Here is a 16579-nt window from a genome sequence, read left to right as displayed (position 1 = left end):
AGGCCAGCGCCGCTCAGGCGTTCAAGGGCGCGGATCATTGTCGCCGGAATCGTGCTCGTCGGGAAACCAGTCCGGCACGCTGTCATCGTCTTCCCACTCGTAGCGCTTGATCGGCACGCGGTCCCGGTCGGTGTACAGGAACGCCATGATGACGCCCAGCAAGGCGCCGGAGAAATGCATCTCCCAGGACATGTCCGGTCGAATGGGCAGCAGGCCCCAGACCATCGAGCCGTACAGGAACCAGACCGCCAGCGACACGCCCACCGAGCGCATGTCGCGCCGGAACAGTCCGCTGAGGAACACGAAAGCCAGCAGGCCGTAAACGAAGCCGCTGGCGCCAATATGCAGTGACGGGCGGCCAATGGCCCAGGCGAGTATTCCGGTGCCGATCCAGGTCATCGGGATCACGCGCATCGCCGCGTTCGGATACAGGTACAGCACCGCCGTCAGGCTGACCAACAGGGGCAGCGTATTCGCGAACAGGTGCTCGAAATTGGCGTGGAGTAACGGCGCTGTAAAGAGGCCCAACAAACCCTCAAGGTCGCGTGGCCGCAGGCCGAAACGCCCCAGGTCCAGCCCCAGGTAGGCATCGGCAATCCACACGAACCAGATGACCGCGGTGGTGATCACCGCGATGCGGGCCGCGAGCAGGAAATTGTGCCTGGCTTTCGCCGAGGTGACGAACTCCGGATCCGGCGTATCGAGTTGCATTAGCCCTGCCGGGGAAGCGCTTCGAGACCCGAGGCGACGGCGTCGCGACTGAGCGATTTCAGCTCGGTCGCAGACCGATCGCCAGGCGCAATCGGCGGGTGGACGACCAGCCGGACCTTGCCGGGCAACAGCTTGAACGTCTTGGCCGGCAGTACTTCACGGGTGCCGACGATGCTGACCGGAAGGATGGGCAGGCCCTGCTCCTCCGCCAGGCGGAACGCACCGGACTTGAACGGCCGCAGGCGGCCATCCAGGCTGCGCGTACCCTCGGGGAAAAACAGGATGCCAACGCCGTCGCCGATACGCTCCAGCGCGTCGGTGATGCTGCGCTTGGCAGCCTCGGGATTGCTACGGTCGACAATGATATGGCCGACTTTCTCACAGGCAATGCCGATACCGGGCAGTTTGCGCAGTTCCTGTTTCATCACCCAGCGCAGGTCCAGCGGCAACCAGCCATAGACGGAAATGATGTCGTACTGGCTGACATGGTTGCAGACCACGACGTAGGTCTGGTCCGGGTCGATATGTTCACGCCCTTCAACGCGGACACGTATGGGCGTCAGCCAGCCAATCACGCGCGCCCAGGTGCCGCCGACGACGCGGCTGCCAAACGAGGGGCTGATGACCACCGCGGCGAGCACCGCCATCCAGCCGCACAGGAATGACCAGATGGCAACGACGGGGAAAAAGATCAGCCAGGCGTAGACCCGGTAAATGAAGACCAGCAAAAAAGGGGCGCCACCGGGCGCCCCTTTCGCGGCCGTATCCTGGCCGTGGGTCAAGGTCAGGCCGCCTTCTCTTCCTGCTGCTTGACGTCAAGCAGCCGGCGGGCAGAACTGATCTCGATCTTGCGTGGCTTCATGGCCTCGGGAATTTCCCGTTCCAGGTAGATGTGCAACAGGCCATTCTCCATGTCGGCGCCGGTCACGCGAACATGGTCAGCCAGGTTGAAGCGACGCTCGAACGAACGCGTGGCAATGCCGCGGTGCAGGTACTTGGCTTCATCCGCGCCTTCTTCATTGCGCTGACCAGCCACGCGGAGCACGTTCTGTTCGGTGGTGATTTCGATGTCATCGTCGGAAAACCCGGCCACGGCCATGGTGACCTGGTACTGGTTTTCATCGACGGCGACGATGTTGTACGGCGGATAGCCGTTACCCTGCTCCGGGCGCGACGCCGTTGCCAGCATGGATGCCAGGCGATCGAAACCAACGGACGTGCGGAACAGCGGTGAGAGATCAAACGTAGTCATAACCATATCCTCCAATAGAAGCAATATCGTGTTGTGCCCGCCGGACATCGGCCGGGCGTTGAATGTGGCCCCTTACGGCGACCACGTACACTAGGTGGGTTCGTCAGTTCCGGGTTTCAAGTAGTCGATCGCGGCAATTTCGATCTCCACCGAGCCATCGGGGCGCTCGATCATCACCGTGTCGCCCACGCCACGGCCCAGCAGCCCGCGCGCCATGGGTGAATCAATTGATATCCAACCGTCGTCCGCGCGCGTCTCGTCCGCGCCGACGATCCGGTAGACCGACTCGGTGCCCGTTTCATCGGCGACGGTGACCCAGGCCCCAAAACGGACACTGTCACGGTTGTCCGGCAGCCGGTCGACCACCTTGATGACATCCAGCCGCCGGGTCAGGTAGCGAATCCTGCGGTCGATGCCGCCCAGCTGCTTCTTGCGATAGATGTATTCCGCGTTCTCTGAGCGGTCGCCCTCGGCGGCCGCGGCCGACAGCGCGCGCACCACCTCCGGCCGCTCGACCCGCCAGAGCTGCTTCAATTCCTGCTCCAGTGCCTGGGCACCCTCGGCGGTGATGTAGGGACTGGAAGGTTTTGCGGGGGGACGCCAACGACCCATGGACGGTTCTGCCTGCTGGATTTGGGGCGATTCTACATTCATTGCGACCCTTTTCGGTGTGCTTGCGTCATAGTAAGCAGATGACAGGGCCCGGCTTTGACATGGATATCGATGAGATCACGCTGGCGGCGGCGCGGCAGGGCGACCTTGGTGCCTGCGAGCGCATTTACCGCCAGTTCCACGCACCGGCGTTCAACGTCGCCGCGCGCGTACTGAACTGCCGGGAACTGGCACGCGATGTCGTGCAGGAGGCCTTCATCACGGCGTTCCGGCGCATTGGCCAGTTCCGGGGCGATGCCCCGTTCTGGGGTTGGCTGAAGCGGGTGGTCGTCAACCATGCGATCAGCGCCCTGCGACGCCAGCCCAGTGCGGAAGTCGTGACCTTTGAGGACTACCGCGCGTCTGATGAGGGCGACCAGGAACGAATGGGCCAGGCCATGGACCTGGAACAGGCACTGGCGAAACTGGGCCCTGAAGACCGCACCATCGTCTGGCTATACGACGTCGAAGGTTTCAGGCACGAGGAAATCGCCGAGCAATTTGGAATGACAGTGAGTTTTTCGAAAACCCGGTTGGCCCGCGCACGCAAGACCTTGCGGCAGTTGATCGGAAAACAGGACACCGGCGCGAGCGCCGGACTCACCCAGGCAAGCACGGGAATCAGTCAATGAACAACCATGAACAGGACCACGGAACGGATATACCGCGTGACCCGTTAGGGCTGTCCGGGCTGCCAATGCTGCAACCCGGGCACGATGACTGGGCGCAGATCCGGGCAGCACTGGCCGATGACACGCCCGCCACGGTGGGCCAACGTCGACGCCCCGCAATGGTATGGGCGATCGCGGCGTCGGTGGTGGTCGCCGTCGGCCTGCTGGTGACCCGGATGCCGAATGCGCCGACACCGGTTGTCGACGAAGCGGCGATCGCAGCATCCCCGGACGCCCCCCAAACCCAGGACCTGGTGGCAATGTCGCAATTGCTGGAACTGCGGTTGCGTCAGCTGCGGGCCAACAGCGGCGCCCTGCCCGCGCAGTCGGTCCTGTGGGTAACCGAGTTGGAAGACATGATCGCGCGGGTCGATGGCGAATTGACCATGGCGCCGGAGTCGGTGGAACTCTGGGGCCAGCGCGTCAACCTGCTGCTGGACCTGGAGTCCATTTACGTCCACCAGTTTGAACGCGAATACGGACGCATGGCGTCCCTTTAGACCTTCGAGGTGAAGAGCATGAGACACCCTGAACAACACACCGCGCTGAAGGCCGTCACGGCCACCGCCTGCCTGGCACTGGGCACCCTGGCGCCGGCCTTCGCCGACACGCCGCCGGCAGCGCCCGTGGCGCCTGAACCGCCCGTTGCCCCTGTCGAGCCGGTCGCGCCGGCCCCGGAGGTCCTGCACCGCTACGAGGCCGCACTGGAAGCGGCCGAGGCCGAGCAGCGCGCCGCGCTCGAGGCCATGGAGGCTGCGCGGGCCGAACTGGTTGTCAGGGCTCGCGAGCGGGAACGAATGGCGGAAAAGGCCCGCGAGCACCGCCTCAGCGAGGCCGAAGTGCACCGCGCCGCTGCCGAAGCCCGGGCCGTTGAACGCAGGGAACTGTCCCAGGTGCAACGTGAACTCGAGCGCGCGCACGAGAACCTCCGGCGCGCCTCGCGGGAGGTGTCCCGGGTTCACCGCGAGATCAATCGCCCGACCAACCGCGTCGTCGAGTACCGCTTCAGCAGTGACGACGACACCGACCGCGCCGTGATCGGCGTCATCCTGGGTGGAAATACGACCGACGGCGTCAAGATATTGGGCGTTTCACCCGACGGCCCGGCCGAGCGGGCCGGCATTCAGCCCGGCGATGTCATCACCGCGGTTATGGGCCAGCGCCTGGCGGGCGGTTCCGAGCCGCCCCAGGCCGTGCTTTCCGACGCGGTCAAGGACATCGAGGTGGGTGACAGCATTGATGTGACCGTCCTCAGGGATGGCAACCCCGAGTCGCTGACCGTGGTGGCCTCCAAGCGGGAACCGTTCACCTGGCACAGCTGGTCTTCCCTGGCGGCGGCCCCGGTCGACGGTGAGCGCCAGCAGATCCTGGTCGAGCGCATCAACATGCCGGAGATCGACCAGCAGGCCCTGGAAGCCCAGGTCGACGCCCTGCGGGAGCGCATGGAACAGGGTGAACTCACCTATGCCGGACCCAACGCCTGGGCGTTCAGTGAATCCGGTGGTGACTGGGAATTCGAGTTCCAGGAATTTTCCGACTTCGGCGATGCCGTCATCGCGGGCACCAACATCTGGTTCGGCATGCCCCTGACCCGGGGTCTGAAAATGGCGGAGCTGGACCCCGGCCTTGGGCGCTACTTCGACGCCGACAAGGGTGTGCTGGTGCTGGAAGCTTCTCCGGACAACGGCCTGCAGTTGCAGCCCGGCGATGTCATCCTGAAGGTCGCGGACCAGGCCGTGTCGACACCGGCCGACGTGATGCGCGCGCTGCGGGACGTCGAGTCCGGTTCCGTACTCAACATCGAAATCAAGCGCGACCAGGCGAACCACATCCTGGAAGTCCCCTTGCCCGAAGAACGACTCGGTCTCCTCTGGCACGACTGAACACCGTGCCGGCACCGGCCGGCCGCGCTTGAGGCGCGGCCGGCCACACCGGATAATGGCGCTCCCGCGATGTTTCGGCTGGAGACCGGCAACCGGATGGACAACACTCAACGCAAGGTCGGTTTCGTCAGCCTCGGTTGCCCGAAGGCCCTGGTCGACTCCGAACGCATCATTACCCAGCTCAAAATGGACGGCTACGGCATTTCCCCCAGCTACGAGGATGCCGATATCGTCGTGGTCAACACCTGTGGGTTCATTGACGCCGCCCGCGCGGAATCGCTCGAGGCGATCGGCGAGGCGCTGGACGCTAATGGCCGGGTGCTTGTCACCGGTTGCCTGGGCGCCGAGGCCGGCACCATCCGCGACATTCACCCCAAGGTGCTGGATGTCAGCGGACCGCAGCAGTATGAACAGGTGGTCGACGCCGTACACCGCCACGTACCCATCCCCAGACACCACGACCCGTTCCAGGACCTGGTGCCGCCACAGGGCATTCGCCTGACGCCACGGCACTATGCATATCTAAAGATATCAGAAGGATGCAACCACCATTGCACCTTTTGCATTATCCCGTCAATGCGCGGGCGCCTGGCCAGCCGGCCGGCCGGTGACGTCATGGGAGAAGCCGAGCGGCTGGTCGAGTCGGGCGTACGCGAGCTCCTGGTCATCTCCCAGGACACCTCGGCCTATGGCTCGGACCTGAAGTACCGCACCGACTTCTGGAACGGTCGCCCGGTCCGGTCGCGGCTGACCGAGCTGTGCACGGCCCTGGGGTCGCTGGGTGCCTGGGTCAGGCTGCATTATGTCTACCCCTACCCGCACGTTGATGAACTGATTCCATTGATGGCTGACGGCGTGATCCTGCCGTACCTGGACATTCCCTTGCAGCATGGCAGTCCGTCCGTGCTCAAGGCCATGCGACGCCCAGCCGCCGCCGACCGCACGCTCGATCGTATCCACCGCTGGCGCCAGGCCTGCCCCGACATCGCGCTGCGCAGCACGTTTATCGTCGGCTTCCCCGGTGAAACGGACGAGGATTTTGAACTGCTGCTGGATTTCATCGACGAGGCCCAGCTCGACCGTGTCGGCTGCTTCCGCTATTCCCCGGTCGAAGGCGCCACCGCTAACGGCCTGGCCGACCCGGTTCCGGATGCGGTCATGCATGAGCGCGAGGCCGTCTTCATGGCCCGCCAGGCCGAGATCAGTGCACAACGCCTGAAGGCCCGCGTGGGCAAGACCCTGCAGGTGCTGGTTGACGAGGCCGACGGCGCTACCGCCATCGCCCGCAGCCACGCCGATGCGCCGGAGATCGACGGGCTGGTTCACATCAACGGCGCGAGCGGCATCAGCGCCGGCGACATGCTGGACGTGCACGTGACCGACGCCGACCAGCACGACCTGTTCGCGGTGCCCACCGGCGGCTGAGCGGGTGAGCCCGGTCGCCCAGTTGCTGGCACGCCAGCAGGCGCGGTTCAGCGAACTGGCGCCGATGTGGATCAATCCACCGGGCGACCTTTTCGATGCGCTGCCCGGCTGCGTCGGGCACCCGGTGTTCAGCCAGGACCGCGTCAACCATGACCGCCTGGCCCGGCAAACATCCTCCGCCACTTTCGGTGATTTCCCAACACGGCCACCGGCCCCACCTCGGGACATCGTCCTTACACTGCCACGCGGCAAGGCCTGCCTGGAGATGATGATTGCCTGCTGCGCCAACATGCTCGCACCCTCTGGGCGGCTATGGCTGGCGGGCGAAAACCGTGATGGCATCAAGTCGGCCGGCAAATCGCTTCAGACCGCGTTCAGAACCGTCAACAAGGTCGACAGCGCACGCCATTGCGCCCTGTTCTGCGCCACGGACGCGGCGCTCACGGGTGCATTCGATCCGGCGCAATGGCGAGACAGCTGGGTACTGGAACGGCAGGGGGCTACCCTGGAGATTCACAGCTGGCCCGGCGTGTTCAACCACGGCGCGCTGGATGATGGCACCGCTTTGCTCCTGGATGTCCTGGAAGCGCTTGATCCTGGCCCGGCCATGCGCGTCCTTGACCTGGGTTGTGGCGCGGGCGTACTGGGCGCAAGCCTGCTGGCCAGGCAGCCCGGGCTCAAGGTCGTGCTCTCGGATACCAGCGCGCTGGCCTGTCATGCCGCACGCAGTACGTTGGTGGCCAATGGCCTGAACGCGGAGGTGGTCCCGTCGGACGGGTTTGCTGAACTTGCGGGAACATTCGACCTAGTCGTCACCAACCCGCCTTTCCACCGGGGGCACAAGGGCGACCCGGAGATGACACCGCGCCTGCTGGCGCCCATTCGGAACTTTTTGACAGCCCGTGGTCAGTTAATCATGGTGGCCAATCGCCACCTGCCTTACACACAGCAACTCAGGCCATGGTTCGCCACCGTCAACACGCTGGCCGCCAATCGCCGCTTCCAGGTACTGCACTGCCTGGCCCCCAATCGCATGGAGACTTCGCCTTGACCACATTTTCCGCAACCAGACCGTACGCCGCTTTCCTGGCCACCCTGATCGCCGTTGTCGCGCTGGCCGCCTGCGGTAAGACCACGGACCCTGACCCCACGGCATCAGAAACCACGGCAAGCTCGGCCGCGGACGCGCCACCGCCCAACCCCGCCATCATGGACGAGCCGATGGACGGTAGCAGCGTGGAGGCCTTCGAAGAAAACCTGCAGGCGGTCCGGGAGCAAGCCGGACAGGCCGCCTACGACCAGTTAAAGCGGGTCATCCAGTACTCGATGACCTATGACCTCAGTATCAGGGGCAACAAGGCCAAGCTCTACAAGCGCTACGACGGCAAGACGCCGAACGAGATCCTGCAGATGCCGATGCGCTGATGTGCGGCAAGGCATCCGTCTCTGCGCTGTCATGGAAGGACATTTACGCCTGGGCCAACCTGTTGTCGCCGTCCGGCGGGCTGCCGGCGGACCCTGAATCCCGTATCAATGTGTCGCCTTCACGGCAACGCAGAGTGGCCGACCCCGGCACCACGGTCTGGGAATCCCTGCCCGCAACGCTGTCACCCACGATCACAGGCGAGTACAGCGCGGTAGAGGCCACCTGGCCGTTCATGCCGCCCTGGTCCCGCGGACGCCTGCCGCGACTAAAGAGCGGTCAATGGCTTTCGACAGCCAATGCCCGGTTGCGACGAGAAGGTGACCCCTTTGCGCGGACGTTCATGACGCCATGGCGGGGCGGTTTTCGAGCGGTTGCTTGGGTGTCGTGGTTTTATGAATTTGACAGCCGGGTCAAACCCCAGGTGCCGTACGCGGTGTTTAACCTGGAGCAGCCGTTCTGGCCCATGGCCGCACTCGTCGGGCGCACAGAGACCACAACCGGCGAGTCTGCATGGTCAATCTCGATCATCACCGTCGAACCCAACGCAGTTCTACGGTCTGTCGGACATCACCGAAGCCCCGCATTGCTTCGCAACGGTGACGAGGTCAGACAATGGCTGGAGGCACCTGGGGACCAGGCACTTGGGCTACTGAGGCCCTACCCCGAAGAGCAGATGGGCGTTGAAGCCGTGCCCATGGACATCAAGATTCCTGGCAACCAGGACGTTGTGCTACCCGAAGCCCTGCTGAGACACGCGGACTAAGACGACTTACCAGCCCCAGGGCTTTTTGCCATCTGAACCCGGACGCTCATCCAGGTCACGGTCACGCCGGTCGAGCCCGCTCCGCGTCAGGTCCTGCGCGCGCTTGTAGCCGGATGCACTGGAACTGTAGAACGAGTCATCGCGGTAGGGCCAACTGGTGGTATCGGTTTCCGTGGTCTTCGGCCTCGCCCGGGTCAGGTCATAGCCCGTCAGGACATTGCGCTCGAGTCGCTTTTCGGCCGCATCACCGCTCGTACCCGGAACAACACCGCCCTTGCGAACGGTCGTCAGCGTAGCGTGATGGGCGCCCTTGCCGGCCGCATAGGCCTGCGAAACCGCCCGGTTTGAACGCTTTGGAGACCAGCCCCACGGGCTGGGCGCATCGGAAATGGAAGCGTTGATGTGCGCCATACGGGCACGGGACGCATGACGGGCACTGGAGAAACTACCGACGCCTTCAGGATGCCCGCTGAGCCCGCGAAGCGCCCAAATGATCAGCACTGCGACGGACAGGCATATCAACGCAAGAAAAACGTAAATCAACATGACACGAGCCCCCCTGGCCCGTTCCATATCCCTTGGAACCCAATAAGTTGACGCCGCTCCACTGGCTCTGTAAATCGTAGCATAGAAACTTCGCTCCCAAATGCCGGCGACCACCCGCCTGTCATATAAAACCTACCGCTGACGGCGTAAAAAGTTGGCCAGCATGGCGTGACCTGGCTAGCGCACCGCGCTGGCAGCCAGTTGCAACATCGCCTGAAGCACCTCGCCATCGACACCACGGGACGTATTCGCCGACCAGGCAGGATCCCAGTTTGCCTGGCTGTTGGCTGCAGCGCCGGGTTCCCCAAGGCGCCAGTGTGCGCCGGTACGAATGGCCAGCAATGAAAGGTACTCGCCGTCCTTCCACAGCAACCCGCCACCCGATGAACCCGGCCGGCCGTCACCGCAATTGTCCAGCCACTGCCCCGGCCACAACCCGCCACCGATATCGGCCGGCGTTGATGGCAAGCCTTCGCACGGACCGCTTGTGACCACACGTTGGCTATCCGGATCCCAGGCCAGCAGGTAAAACTCCTGTGAGCGTGAAACGGGCCATTCATCCGGACCAGCCAGCTGAATGGGCTGATGGCGCTTTGCGGCCCTGGGCGGCTCAGGAAGATATGCGACCGCCCAGTCGCCATGACCGTTTCGGGCCTGGGATGGATCCTCGCGCGGGTCAAAGTCGCCCAGCTGCAGCCATTGGGTCGAGAGCGTCGCACGGTACCCAGGCAAATGCTCGAGACCACGGTAATCGAAATAGCAATCCTGGTAGCGCTGCCCGGAATGCAGGTCATAGAACACATGCGCCGCGCTGACGATGAATACGCCTGCAAGCTGACTCGAGCCCTCGGGGCCATCAACCATGACCGCAGAGCCGCGCCGGGCACCGTCACAGTAAATCGTCCCCCCGGCCAGCGGTGCGTCGAAAAGGGATACTTCCGAGCCCTGTGAGGCGGGCAAGTCAGCCAGGGAGAGAACAATAACGAGCAGGGCCAGGCGCGTTTTCATCGCGGCAGACTAGGTGCGGATCTGCTGGCGGTCAAGGCTTCCCGGTCTTGGCCCAGCCGCCGGGCTCAACGATAATGCGTCCATGACGAGCGAGCGCCAGGCCAGCACCCCTCTACGAATCGACGCCCGTGACCTGCTGTGCCCCGAACCGGTGCGCCAGGCGGAACTGGCCGCGCGCCAGGTCGGGCCCGGCACCCTGTTGCTCATCGAGGTCACCGACCCGGCCGCGCCACTGGATCTCGAGGCCTGGTGCCTGCGCCGCGGGCATACCTGGGTCGAGGCCCGCGGCCAGGCCAACGGCAGCACGACCCTATCCATACGAACCGGAAGCAAGGACAGCACGCCATGAAGCAGCCCCATTCAGCGCACAAAACCGCCATGGCCGATGTCCATGAGAAAGCCGTGACCCGCCGGCGCGCGCTGGCGTACGGGCGCATCATCGTGGGGGAGGCCGCCTTCGCCGCGGTTCGCGATGGCAAGCTGCCCAAGGGGGATGCACTGCCCATGGCCGAGCTCGCGGGCATCCTGGGGGCCAAGGCGACGCCGACCCTGATTCCATTGTGTCACCCGATTTCTCTCAGCCGCGCCTCCGTCCACACCCGCCTGGATGAGTGCGCTCACGCGATCGACGTCTATGCCCTTGCGGAGATATCCGAGCGCACCGGCGTGGAAATGGAGGCCCTCACGGGCGCGACAGTGGCCCTGCTGACCCTGTGGGACCTGGTCAAACCGGTGAACCCGGCATTGCTTATTGATGCTGTCCGGCTGTTGTATAAATCAGGCGGCAAGCACGGCGAGTGGCGTCACCCTGACGGTGTCGGCGCTGTCGCCGAGGAGATACTCGGCTTCAACCCCTGACCGGTTTCTGGCAATTGACCCATTCTGTCTCGCCGCTGGCGTAGCGCTCCCGCTTCCAGATGGGCAGCCGTGCCTTGATTTCGTCGATCACGTATCGGCAGGCGGCAAAGCCCGCATCGCGATGGGCGCTGGCAACGGCCACGACGACCGCGATATCGCCGATGTCCAGCTTGCCACTGGCATGAACGCAGGCGATTCCACCCACCGGCCAGCGTTGCCGGGCTTCGTCGATGATGACCTGCCCTTCCTTCACCGCCAGTGGCACGTAGACCTCGTATTCCAGGCCCAACACGTCACGCCCTTCATTGTGATTGCGTACCCTGCCCTCGAAGACCAGCAAGGCGCCACAACGATCATTGTCCAGCGGCGCGATGATATCGGCCGTCACCAGCGGCCCCTGGTCCACCCGCATGCTCATCCGCCGGCCACCGGAGGGAAAAACAGCACCGTGTCACCGTCGCTGACCGCGGTCGACCAACTGGCCATGGCGTCGTTGACCGCCACCAGCGTGGCCTCCGGCCGGAACAGGCCGGGGAACCGTGACAGGCAACCCTGAAAAATGTCTTCGACCGTTTCCGCGGCGGTTTCAAGACTGACCGATTCCGTCCCGGTCATTTCCCTGAACGCGGCGAAAAAACGCACATCAACGGTCTTCATTACCCCCCCATCCGGTACATTTCAACGCGCGGGTCCACCGTGGCCTGGGTGCCACGAATCTCACTGTAGCGGTCTTCGCGCCCGGACCACAGGCCCGACAGGTAGTCGACCAGGCGTTGAGTGTCGGTTTCACCACGAACGATGGGACGCAGCAATGTGCCATGAGACGCGAAGAGACAACTGTAGAACGTACCATCGGCGGCGAGGCGAGCCCGGGTACAGGTGCCACAGAACGGTTCGGACACGGACGAGATAAAGCCGACCTCACCCTGCCCGTCCAGAAAGCGCCAGCGCCTTGCCGGTGCACTGGCCGATTGGCGCTGTACCGGCTCAAGCGGCCAGCGCTGATGGATGCGTGCACGCAACTCGTCGCTCGGGACGACCTGTGACGCGGCCCAGTTGTTACTGTGGCCGACATCCATGAACTCGATCATTCGCACCACGTGGCCGCTGCCACGGAAATGCCCAACCAGGTCGAGCACCTGGTCTTCGTTTACCCCGCGCTGCACGACCGTGTTGATCTTCAGTGATCCAAACCCGGCCTGCCTGGCGGCCTCGATGCCGGCCATCACCTCTGCTGCACTGCCTCGCCCGCCGGACATCTGCGCGAAAACCGCCTCGTCGAGGCTGTCCAGGCTGACCGTTAACCGGTGCAGACCCGCTTCCTTCAGCGCCGCGGCATGGCGGGGAAGCAGGATACCGTTGGTGGTCAATGCCAGGTCATCGATGCCGTCAATGCACGCGAGTCGCTTTACCAGGCTGACCAACCCGGGGCGCAACAACGGTTCGCCACCGGTCAGGCGCAGCTTGTGAACTCCGAGTCGCGTAAAAGCCCGGACCAGGTGAACGATCTCAGCATCCGTCAAGAGCGACTCTTTCGGCAAGAAAATACCCTGACCCTGCAGCGAGTCGGCCGGCATGCAATAGCCGCAGCGCAGATTGCAGCGGTCCAGCACGGAGATACGCAGGTCGTGCAGCGGCCGTCCAAGGCGATCACGTACGGCATCGGTGGGGGTCGTGGGCGTTGGCTGCCGGGGGACCAGGGGCTGGGGTTGTGTCGATTTCATCATCACTGCCCGATTCTAGCGCTTTCCAGGGCTAGAATTCCTGCCGAAGCATCCTGCGGTCCAGGTGGCGCCACATGTACTCATGAAACTCGCGCTCCTTGCCCCTCAGCGCCAGTTCGAACGTCCGGGCCAGCAGTCGGGCCTCTCGGCGCCGCTGCCAGCCAACGAGCAACCACGATGCAGTCACAAGGGTCACGGCGACCACGAAGTGCAACCAACCGGCAAGCCAACTGGTGGCACAGGCCATGACGACGACCCAGAACAGGGTAACGCCGACTCGATGCTTGTGCATGGCCTCGAACTGGGCCTCGCGAAACGCGCTGACATAGGCGTGCGGCGTGTCTTCACACGTCACAAAGTATTTCTCGTAATACGGTGTGCTCCTGCGAGCATCAATGGGGTACTTCATTCCTTGCGCACCTGCCAAGCCGCGGTAACGTGCCCCCTTCCCTGTTTTCACCCTATTCTAGACAAGAAAAAACCCGCCGGGGGCGGGTTCATTCAAATTTGGCGGAGAGGGAGGGATTCGAACCCTCGATACGGCTATAAACCGTATACTCCCTTAGCAGGGGAGCGCCTTCAGCCACTCGGCCACCTCTCCTGGATTGGACGCACCGACCCGCCGGGCCGAGCGAGGCGCAAGGATACCGTCAGATGGGTTGTGCGTAAAGCGCGAAAGTGTAATCAGCCGGTTGCTGATTCGTCTCCACTGTCGCGTTCGGCCAGAATGCGTTTGAAAATCTCTTCCCGGTGCACCTGAACATCAGGTGGTGCATCGATGCCGATTCGAATCTGGTTACCTTTAACACCCAGAACAGTAACCGTTACGTTTTCACCGATCACGAGTTTTTCACCGACACGTCTTGTAAGTATGAGCATGAGTACCTTCCTTTGGCCTCAGGCCGTTTGGTCCTTTATGCAAAGTCGAAACGACTCAATTGTCCTTTGCGCCAACCAAAGGGTCCGCTCTACCTTTGTTTGCGACACGTTTACATGCAACAGCCTGTTATTGTTTTTCTGCCACCCAGTGACTGACAGAAGCCAACGCGGATTCAAGTGCTTCCGGTTGATTTCCGCCCGCCTGGGCGAAATCGGGGCGGCCACCGCCTTTGCCTCCGACCTGTTGCGCCACAAAGTTTACCAGATCACCGGCTTTTATCCGAGTCGTCAAATCCTTGGAGATTCCTGCGGCCAGGCGCACCTTGTCATCGTCGACCGCACCCAGCACGACGACCGCACTTCCCAGGCTATCCTTCAGATGATCAACGGCGTCCCGGAGGTTGCGCGAGTCGGCGCCGTCAAGCCGCGTCGAAAGCACCTTGATGCCACCGATTTCGACCGCCTGCGCCAGCAATGCATCGCTGCCTGAAGTCACCATTGAAGCTTTCAACGCTTCGAGTTCCTTTTCCAGTTCACGGTTGCGATCCAGCAACTGGCCCAGCCGCTGCTCGACGCCATCGGTGCCCACCTTGAGCACCCCGGCTACGTCCTGCAGCGTGGATTCCTGGGACTGGATCGCCTTGACCGCCTGTTCACCGGCAACCGCGATGATGCGGCGGATGCCTGCACCGACGGCCCCTTCGGACACAATCTTGAACTGGCCGATATCGCCGACGCGGGAAACGTGTGTGCCGCCACACAGCTCCGTGGACAGTTCGCCGAACTTCAGCACCCTGACCCGGTCACCGTATTTCTCCCCGAACAGCGCCATTGCGCCGGTTTTCAGCGCGTCGTCAAAGTCCATGACTTCTGCCGTCGCGGCCGGGTTGGCGCGAATGTCCGCGTTGACACGCGCCTCGATCCTGCGCAGCTCTTCGGGCGTGACCTGGCGCGGATGGGAAAAGTCGAAACGCAGGTGATCCGGCGCCACCAACGAGCCGCGTTGCTCAACATGGTCACCCAGCAGGTCCTGCAGCGCCTTGTGCATCAGGTGCGTGGCTGAATGATGCAGGACGATATTCTGTCGGCGATCCATGTCGATGGCCGCCGTGACCGTATCACCCACGCGCAGCTCACCCTGCTCCAGCGTACCGACATGGCCGTGGAAGACGCCGCCCAGCTTCTGCGTGTCATCAACGCGGAAACGACCATCGCCGGATTCCAGCGTGCCGGTATCACCCACCTGGCCGCCCGATTCCGCGTAGAACGGCGTCCGGTCCAGCACCACCACGGCATCGTCGCCGCCATCGATGGCTTCAACGGCCTTGCCGTCCACCAGGATACCCGTCACGCGCGCATCCGACGTGCCCGTGTCGTAGCCCACGAACTCACCCGGCTGTAGCCGGCTCAGCGCATCGGCACTGATGGTCGCGGCCTTGAACTGGCGCGCATCACGGCCGCGCTTGCGCTGCTCGGCCATCGCCTGGTCGAAGCCTTCGGTATCAACGGACAGGCCTTCCTCGCGGGCGATGTCCTGGGTCAGGTCCAGGGGAAAACCGTAGGTGTCGTAGAGCAGGAACGCGGTATCCCCGTCGATGGCCTTGCCGGCCGCCGTCTCGTCCATGACCTTCCTGAGGATGCCAAGGCCCGTGTCCAGCGTGCGCGCAAAGCGCTTTTCTTCTTCGGCGAGCACGGTCGCGATGCGTTCGCCGTCACTCAGCAGCACCGGGTAGGCCTCGCCCATGACGGCGGCCAGCGGTGCGACCATCTCCGAGAAGAACGGTGTCTTGCGCCCCAACATGAAACCGTGACGTACGGCGCGGCGGATGATGCGGCGCAGCACATAACCACGGCCATCATTCGACGGCAACACGCCATCGGCTACCAGGAACGCGCAGGCGCGGATATGGTCGGCGATGACGCGCAGCGACTTGTTGTCACGGTCCGCGCAGCCCACCAGTTCGGCCGCGGCGGAAACCAGTGCCTGGAACTGGTCAGTCAGGTAGTTGTCATGCGTCCCCTGCAGCACGGCCGCGACACGCTCCAGCCCCATGCCGGTATCGACACAGGGCGCCGGCAACGGTGTCAGTTCACCGTCCGCGCCGCGGTCAAATTGCATGAAGACCAGGTTCCAGATCTCGACATAGCGATCGCCGTCTTCGTTCTCGGTGCCCGGCAACCCGCCTTCGATGTGGTCGCCGTGGTCAAAGAAGATCTCGCTGCAGGGGCCGCAGGGGCCGGTATCGCCCATGGCCCAGAAATTGTCACTCTCATACTCGGCGCCACCCGGCTTGTCGCCGATTCGAAGCACCCGGTCTTCCGCCAGGCCGATATCATTGCGCCAAATGTCATGGGCCTCGTTATCGGTGTGATAGACGGTCACGTACAGGCGGTCCGCCGGAATTCCCCACGTCTCGGTCAGAAGAGACCAGGCGAAACGGATGGCATCGTGCTTGAAGTAGTCGCCGAAACTGAAGTTGCCCAGCATCTCGAAGAACGTGTGGTGGCGGGCGGTATAGCCGACCTGGTCAAGGTCGTTGTGCTTGCCGCCGGCGCGGACGCACTTCTGCGATGTGACCGCCCGCGTGTACTGGCGCTTCTCCGCACCCAGGAACACGTCCTTGAACTGGTTCATTCCCGCGTTGGTAAATAGCAGGGTCGGGTCATCTGCCGGCACCAGCGAACTGGACGTCACCGCCCGGTGACCGTTGCTTTCGAAGAACTTCAGGAAGTCGGAACGAATTTCGTTGCTGGTTTTCACGTGATTCCGGTCAAAATGCTC

Annotated in this window: 21 protein-coding genes and 1 tRNA gene; 9 read left to right on the top strand and 13 right to left on the bottom strand. The window is 63.4% G+C overall.

Annotation, left to right across the window (positions count from 1 at the left end):
• Positions 1–21: 21 nt before the first annotated feature.
• The 4 genes from F3N42_RS07040 to greB form a co-directional block, all read right to left on the bottom strand.
• Positions 22–711 (bottom strand): rhomboid family intramembrane serine protease, encoded by a 690-nt coding sequence (locus F3N42_RS07040; RefSeq protein WP_150863714.1) that lies wholly within the window; start codon positions 709–711, stop codon positions 22–24.
• Entirely contained in the window at positions 711–1493 is a 783-nt protein-coding gene (locus F3N42_RS07035) for a lysophospholipid acyltransferase family protein (RefSeq protein WP_191621286.1), read from the bottom strand. The genes F3N42_RS07040 and F3N42_RS07035 overlap by 1 nt, the downstream gene beginning before the upstream one ends.
• 2 nt (positions 1494–1495) lie before the next feature.
• The gene (locus F3N42_RS07030) at positions 1496–1963 is read right to left on the bottom strand and encodes an Hsp20 family protein (RefSeq protein WP_150863712.1); all 468 of its coding nucleotides are present in this window, start codon (positions 1961–1963) and stop codon (positions 1496–1498) included.
• Positions 1964–2053: 90 nt separating this feature from the next.
• Positions 2054–2575: a transcription elongation factor GreB gene (gene greB / locus F3N42_RS07025; protein WP_150863711.1), complete on the bottom strand. Its 522-nt coding sequence runs from the start codon at positions 2573–2575 to the stop codon at positions 2054–2056.
• 80 nt (positions 2576–2655) lie between these two features.
• On the opposite strand from greB, the gene F3N42_RS07020 reads away from it, so the two are divergent.
• The 7 genes from F3N42_RS07020 (at position 2656) to F3N42_RS06990 (ending at position 8782) form a co-directional block, all read left to right on the top strand.
• Positions 2656–3246, top strand: a complete 591-nt coding sequence (locus F3N42_RS07020; protein ID WP_150863710.1) for an RNA polymerase sigma factor — start codon at positions 2656–2658, stop codon at positions 3244–3246.
• A complete protein-coding gene (locus tag F3N42_RS07015) occupies positions 3243–3785 on the top strand; it encodes a hypothetical protein (protein ID WP_150863709.1) in 543 nt (180 codons plus the stop codon). Before F3N42_RS07020 ends, F3N42_RS07015 begins: the two co-directional genes overlap by 4 nt.
• Before the next feature lie 18 nt (positions 3786–3803).
• Positions 3804–5168 (top strand): PDZ domain-containing protein, encoded by a 1365-nt coding sequence (locus F3N42_RS07010; RefSeq protein WP_150863708.1) that lies wholly within the window; start codon positions 3804–3806, stop codon positions 5166–5168.
• 96 nt (positions 5169–5264) lie between these two features.
• Positions 5265–6593 carry a 30S ribosomal protein S12 methylthiotransferase RimO gene (gene rimO, locus F3N42_RS07005; RefSeq protein ID WP_150863707.1) on the top strand — a complete coding sequence of 443 codons (1329 nt, stop codon included), beginning with the start codon at positions 5265–5267 and terminating at the stop codon, positions 6591–6593.
• Positions 6594–6597: 4 nt separating this feature from the next.
• On the top strand, positions 6598–7644 hold the full coding sequence (locus F3N42_RS07000; protein WP_150863706.1) for a class I SAM-dependent methyltransferase: 1047 nt from the start codon (positions 6598–6600) through the stop codon (positions 7642–7644).
• Positions 7641–8018: a hypothetical protein gene (locus tag F3N42_RS06995; RefSeq protein WP_150863705.1), complete on the top strand. Its 378-nt coding sequence runs from the start codon at positions 7641–7643 to the stop codon at positions 8016–8018. The genes F3N42_RS07000 and F3N42_RS06995 overlap by 4 nt, the downstream gene beginning before the upstream one ends.
• Complete coding sequence (locus F3N42_RS06990; protein ID WP_150863704.1) at positions 8018–8782, top strand: SOS response-associated peptidase family protein; 765 nt, start codon at positions 8018–8020, stop codon at positions 8780–8782. Before F3N42_RS06995 ends, F3N42_RS06990 begins: the two co-directional genes overlap by 1 nt.
• 6 nt (positions 8783–8788) lie before the next feature.
• Here the strand turns inward: F3N42_RS06990 and F3N42_RS06985 are convergent, their stop codons facing one another.
• The gene (locus F3N42_RS06985; RefSeq protein WP_191621285.1) at positions 8789–9328 is read right to left on the bottom strand and encodes a hypothetical protein; all 540 of its coding nucleotides are present in this window, start codon (positions 9326–9328) and stop codon (positions 8789–8791) included.
• A gap of 177 nt (positions 9329–9505) precedes the next feature.
• Positions 9506–10336, bottom strand: a complete 831-nt coding sequence (locus F3N42_RS06980; RefSeq protein WP_150863702.1) for a hypothetical protein — start codon at positions 10334–10336, stop codon at positions 9506–9508.
• An 82-nt stretch (positions 10337–10418) separates the two neighbouring features.
• Between F3N42_RS06980 and F3N42_RS06975 the strand changes: the two genes are divergently transcribed.
• Both F3N42_RS06975 and moaC read left to right on the top strand, forming a co-directional pair.
• Entirely contained in the window at positions 10419–10685 is a 267-nt protein-coding gene (locus F3N42_RS06975; protein ID WP_150863701.1) for a sulfurtransferase TusA family protein, read from the top strand.
• Positions 10682–11194, top strand: coding sequence for a cyclic pyranopterin monophosphate synthase MoaC (gene moaC / locus F3N42_RS06970; RefSeq protein ID WP_224784785.1), 513 nt, complete (start codon positions 10682–10684; stop codon positions 11192–11194). Before F3N42_RS06975 ends, moaC begins: the two co-directional genes overlap by 4 nt.
• On the opposite strand, the gene F3N42_RS06965 is transcribed toward moaC, so the two are convergent.
• The 7 genes from F3N42_RS06965 to alaS form a co-directional block, all read right to left on the bottom strand.
• Complete coding sequence (locus F3N42_RS06965; RefSeq protein WP_150863700.1) at positions 11184–11612, bottom strand: molybdenum cofactor biosynthesis protein MoaE; 429 nt, start codon at positions 11610–11612, stop codon at positions 11184–11186. The genes moaC and F3N42_RS06965 overlap by 11 nt on opposite strands.
• Positions 11609–11851, bottom strand: coding sequence for a MoaD/ThiS family protein (locus tag F3N42_RS06960; protein ID WP_150863699.1), 243 nt, complete (start codon positions 11849–11851; stop codon positions 11609–11611). Before F3N42_RS06960 ends, F3N42_RS06965 begins: the two co-directional genes overlap by 4 nt.
• Positions 11851–12918: a GTP 3',8-cyclase MoaA gene (gene moaA, locus F3N42_RS06955; RefSeq protein WP_150863698.1), complete on the bottom strand. Its 1068-nt coding sequence runs from the start codon at positions 12916–12918 to the stop codon at positions 11851–11853. Before moaA ends, F3N42_RS06960 begins: the two co-directional genes overlap by 1 nt.
• Positions 12919–12949: 31 nt before the next feature.
• Positions 12950–13327 (bottom strand): hypothetical protein, encoded by a 378-nt coding sequence (locus F3N42_RS06950; RefSeq protein WP_150863697.1) that lies wholly within the window; start codon positions 13325–13327, stop codon positions 12950–12952.
• A gap of 99 nt (positions 13328–13426) precedes the next feature.
• Positions 13427–13519 (bottom strand) — tRNA-Ser (locus F3N42_RS06945).
• Positions 13520–13602: 83 nt separating this feature from the next.
• On the bottom strand, positions 13603–13797 hold the full coding sequence (csrA, locus tag F3N42_RS06940; RefSeq protein ID WP_150863696.1) for a carbon storage regulator CsrA: 195 nt from the start codon (positions 13795–13797) through the stop codon (positions 13603–13605).
• Positions 13798–13924: 127 nt separating this feature from the next.
• Positions 13925–16558, bottom strand: coding sequence for an alanine--tRNA ligase (alaS, locus tag F3N42_RS06935; RefSeq protein ID WP_150863695.1), 2634 nt, complete (start codon positions 16556–16558; stop codon positions 13925–13927).
• Positions 16559–16579 lie beyond the last annotated feature (21 nt).

This window comes from Marinihelvus fidelis (assembly GCF_008725655.1).
GTDB lineage: Bacteria > Pseudomonadota > Gammaproteobacteria > Xanthomonadales > SZUA-36 > Marinihelvus > Marinihelvus fidelis.
This window is presented reverse-complemented; position numbering and strand designations above follow the sequence as displayed.

What these genes read in the sequence shown, in the direction of transcription:
- rimO (WP_150863707.1), top strand. Translation starts at nt 5,265, where the DNA reads ATGGACAACACTCAACGCAAGGTCGGTTTCGTCAGCCTCGGTTGCCCG.
- F3N42_RS06975 (WP_150863701.1), top strand. Translation starts at nt 10,419, where the DNA reads ATGACGAGCGAGCGCCAGGCCAGCACCCCTCTACGAATCGACGCCCGT.
- F3N42_RS07020 (WP_150863710.1), top strand. Translation starts at nt 2,656, where the DNA reads ATGACAGGGCCCGGCTTTGACATGGATATCGATGAGATCACGCTGGCG.
- F3N42_RS07010 (WP_150863708.1), top strand. Translation starts at nt 3,804, where the DNA reads ATGAGACACCCTGAACAACACACCGCGCTGAAGGCCGTCACGGCCACC.
- moaC (WP_224784785.1), top strand. Translation starts at nt 10,682, where the DNA reads ATGAAGCAGCCCCATTCAGCGCACAAAACCGCCATGGCCGATGTCCAT.
- moaA (WP_150863698.1), bottom strand. Translation starts at nt 12,918, where the DNA reads ATGAAATCGACACAACCCCAGCCCCTGGTCCCCCGGCAGCCAACGCCC.
- F3N42_RS06980 (WP_150863702.1), bottom strand. Translation starts at nt 10,336, where the DNA reads ATGAAAACGCGCCTGGCCCTGCTCGTTATTGTTCTCTCCCTGGCTGAC.
- F3N42_RS06965 (WP_150863700.1), bottom strand. Translation starts at nt 11,612, where the DNA reads ATGAGCATGCGGGTGGACCAGGGGCCGCTGGTGACGGCCGATATCATC.
- F3N42_RS06985 (WP_191621285.1), bottom strand. Translation starts at nt 9,328, where the DNA reads ATGTTGATTTACGTTTTTCTTGCGTTGATATGCCTGTCCGTCGCAGTG.
- F3N42_RS06950 (WP_150863697.1), bottom strand. Translation starts at nt 13,327, where the DNA reads ATGAAGTACCCCATTGATGCTCGCAGGAGCACACCGTATTACGAGAAA.
- greB (WP_150863711.1), bottom strand. Translation starts at nt 2,575, where the DNA reads ATGGGTCGTTGGCGTCCCCCCGCAAAACCTTCCAGTCCCTACATCACC.
- csrA (WP_150863696.1), bottom strand. Translation starts at nt 13,797, where the DNA reads ATGCTCATACTTACAAGACGTGTCGGTGAAAAACTCGTGATCGGTGAA.
- F3N42_RS06960 (WP_150863699.1), bottom strand. Translation starts at nt 11,851, where the DNA reads ATGAAGACCGTTGATGTGCGTTTTTTCGCCGCGTTCAGGGAAATGACC.
- F3N42_RS07015 (WP_150863709.1), top strand. Translation starts at nt 3,243, where the DNA reads ATGAACAACCATGAACAGGACCACGGAACGGATATACCGCGTGACCCG.
- F3N42_RS07040 (WP_150863714.1), bottom strand. Translation starts at nt 711, where the DNA reads ATGCAACTCGATACGCCGGATCCGGAGTTCGTCACCTCGGCGAAAGCC.
- F3N42_RS07030 (WP_150863712.1), bottom strand. Translation starts at nt 1,963, where the DNA reads ATGACTACGTTTGATCTCTCACCGCTGTTCCGCACGTCCGTTGGTTTC.
- F3N42_RS06990 (WP_150863704.1), top strand. Translation starts at nt 8,018, where the DNA reads ATGTGCGGCAAGGCATCCGTCTCTGCGCTGTCATGGAAGGACATTTAC.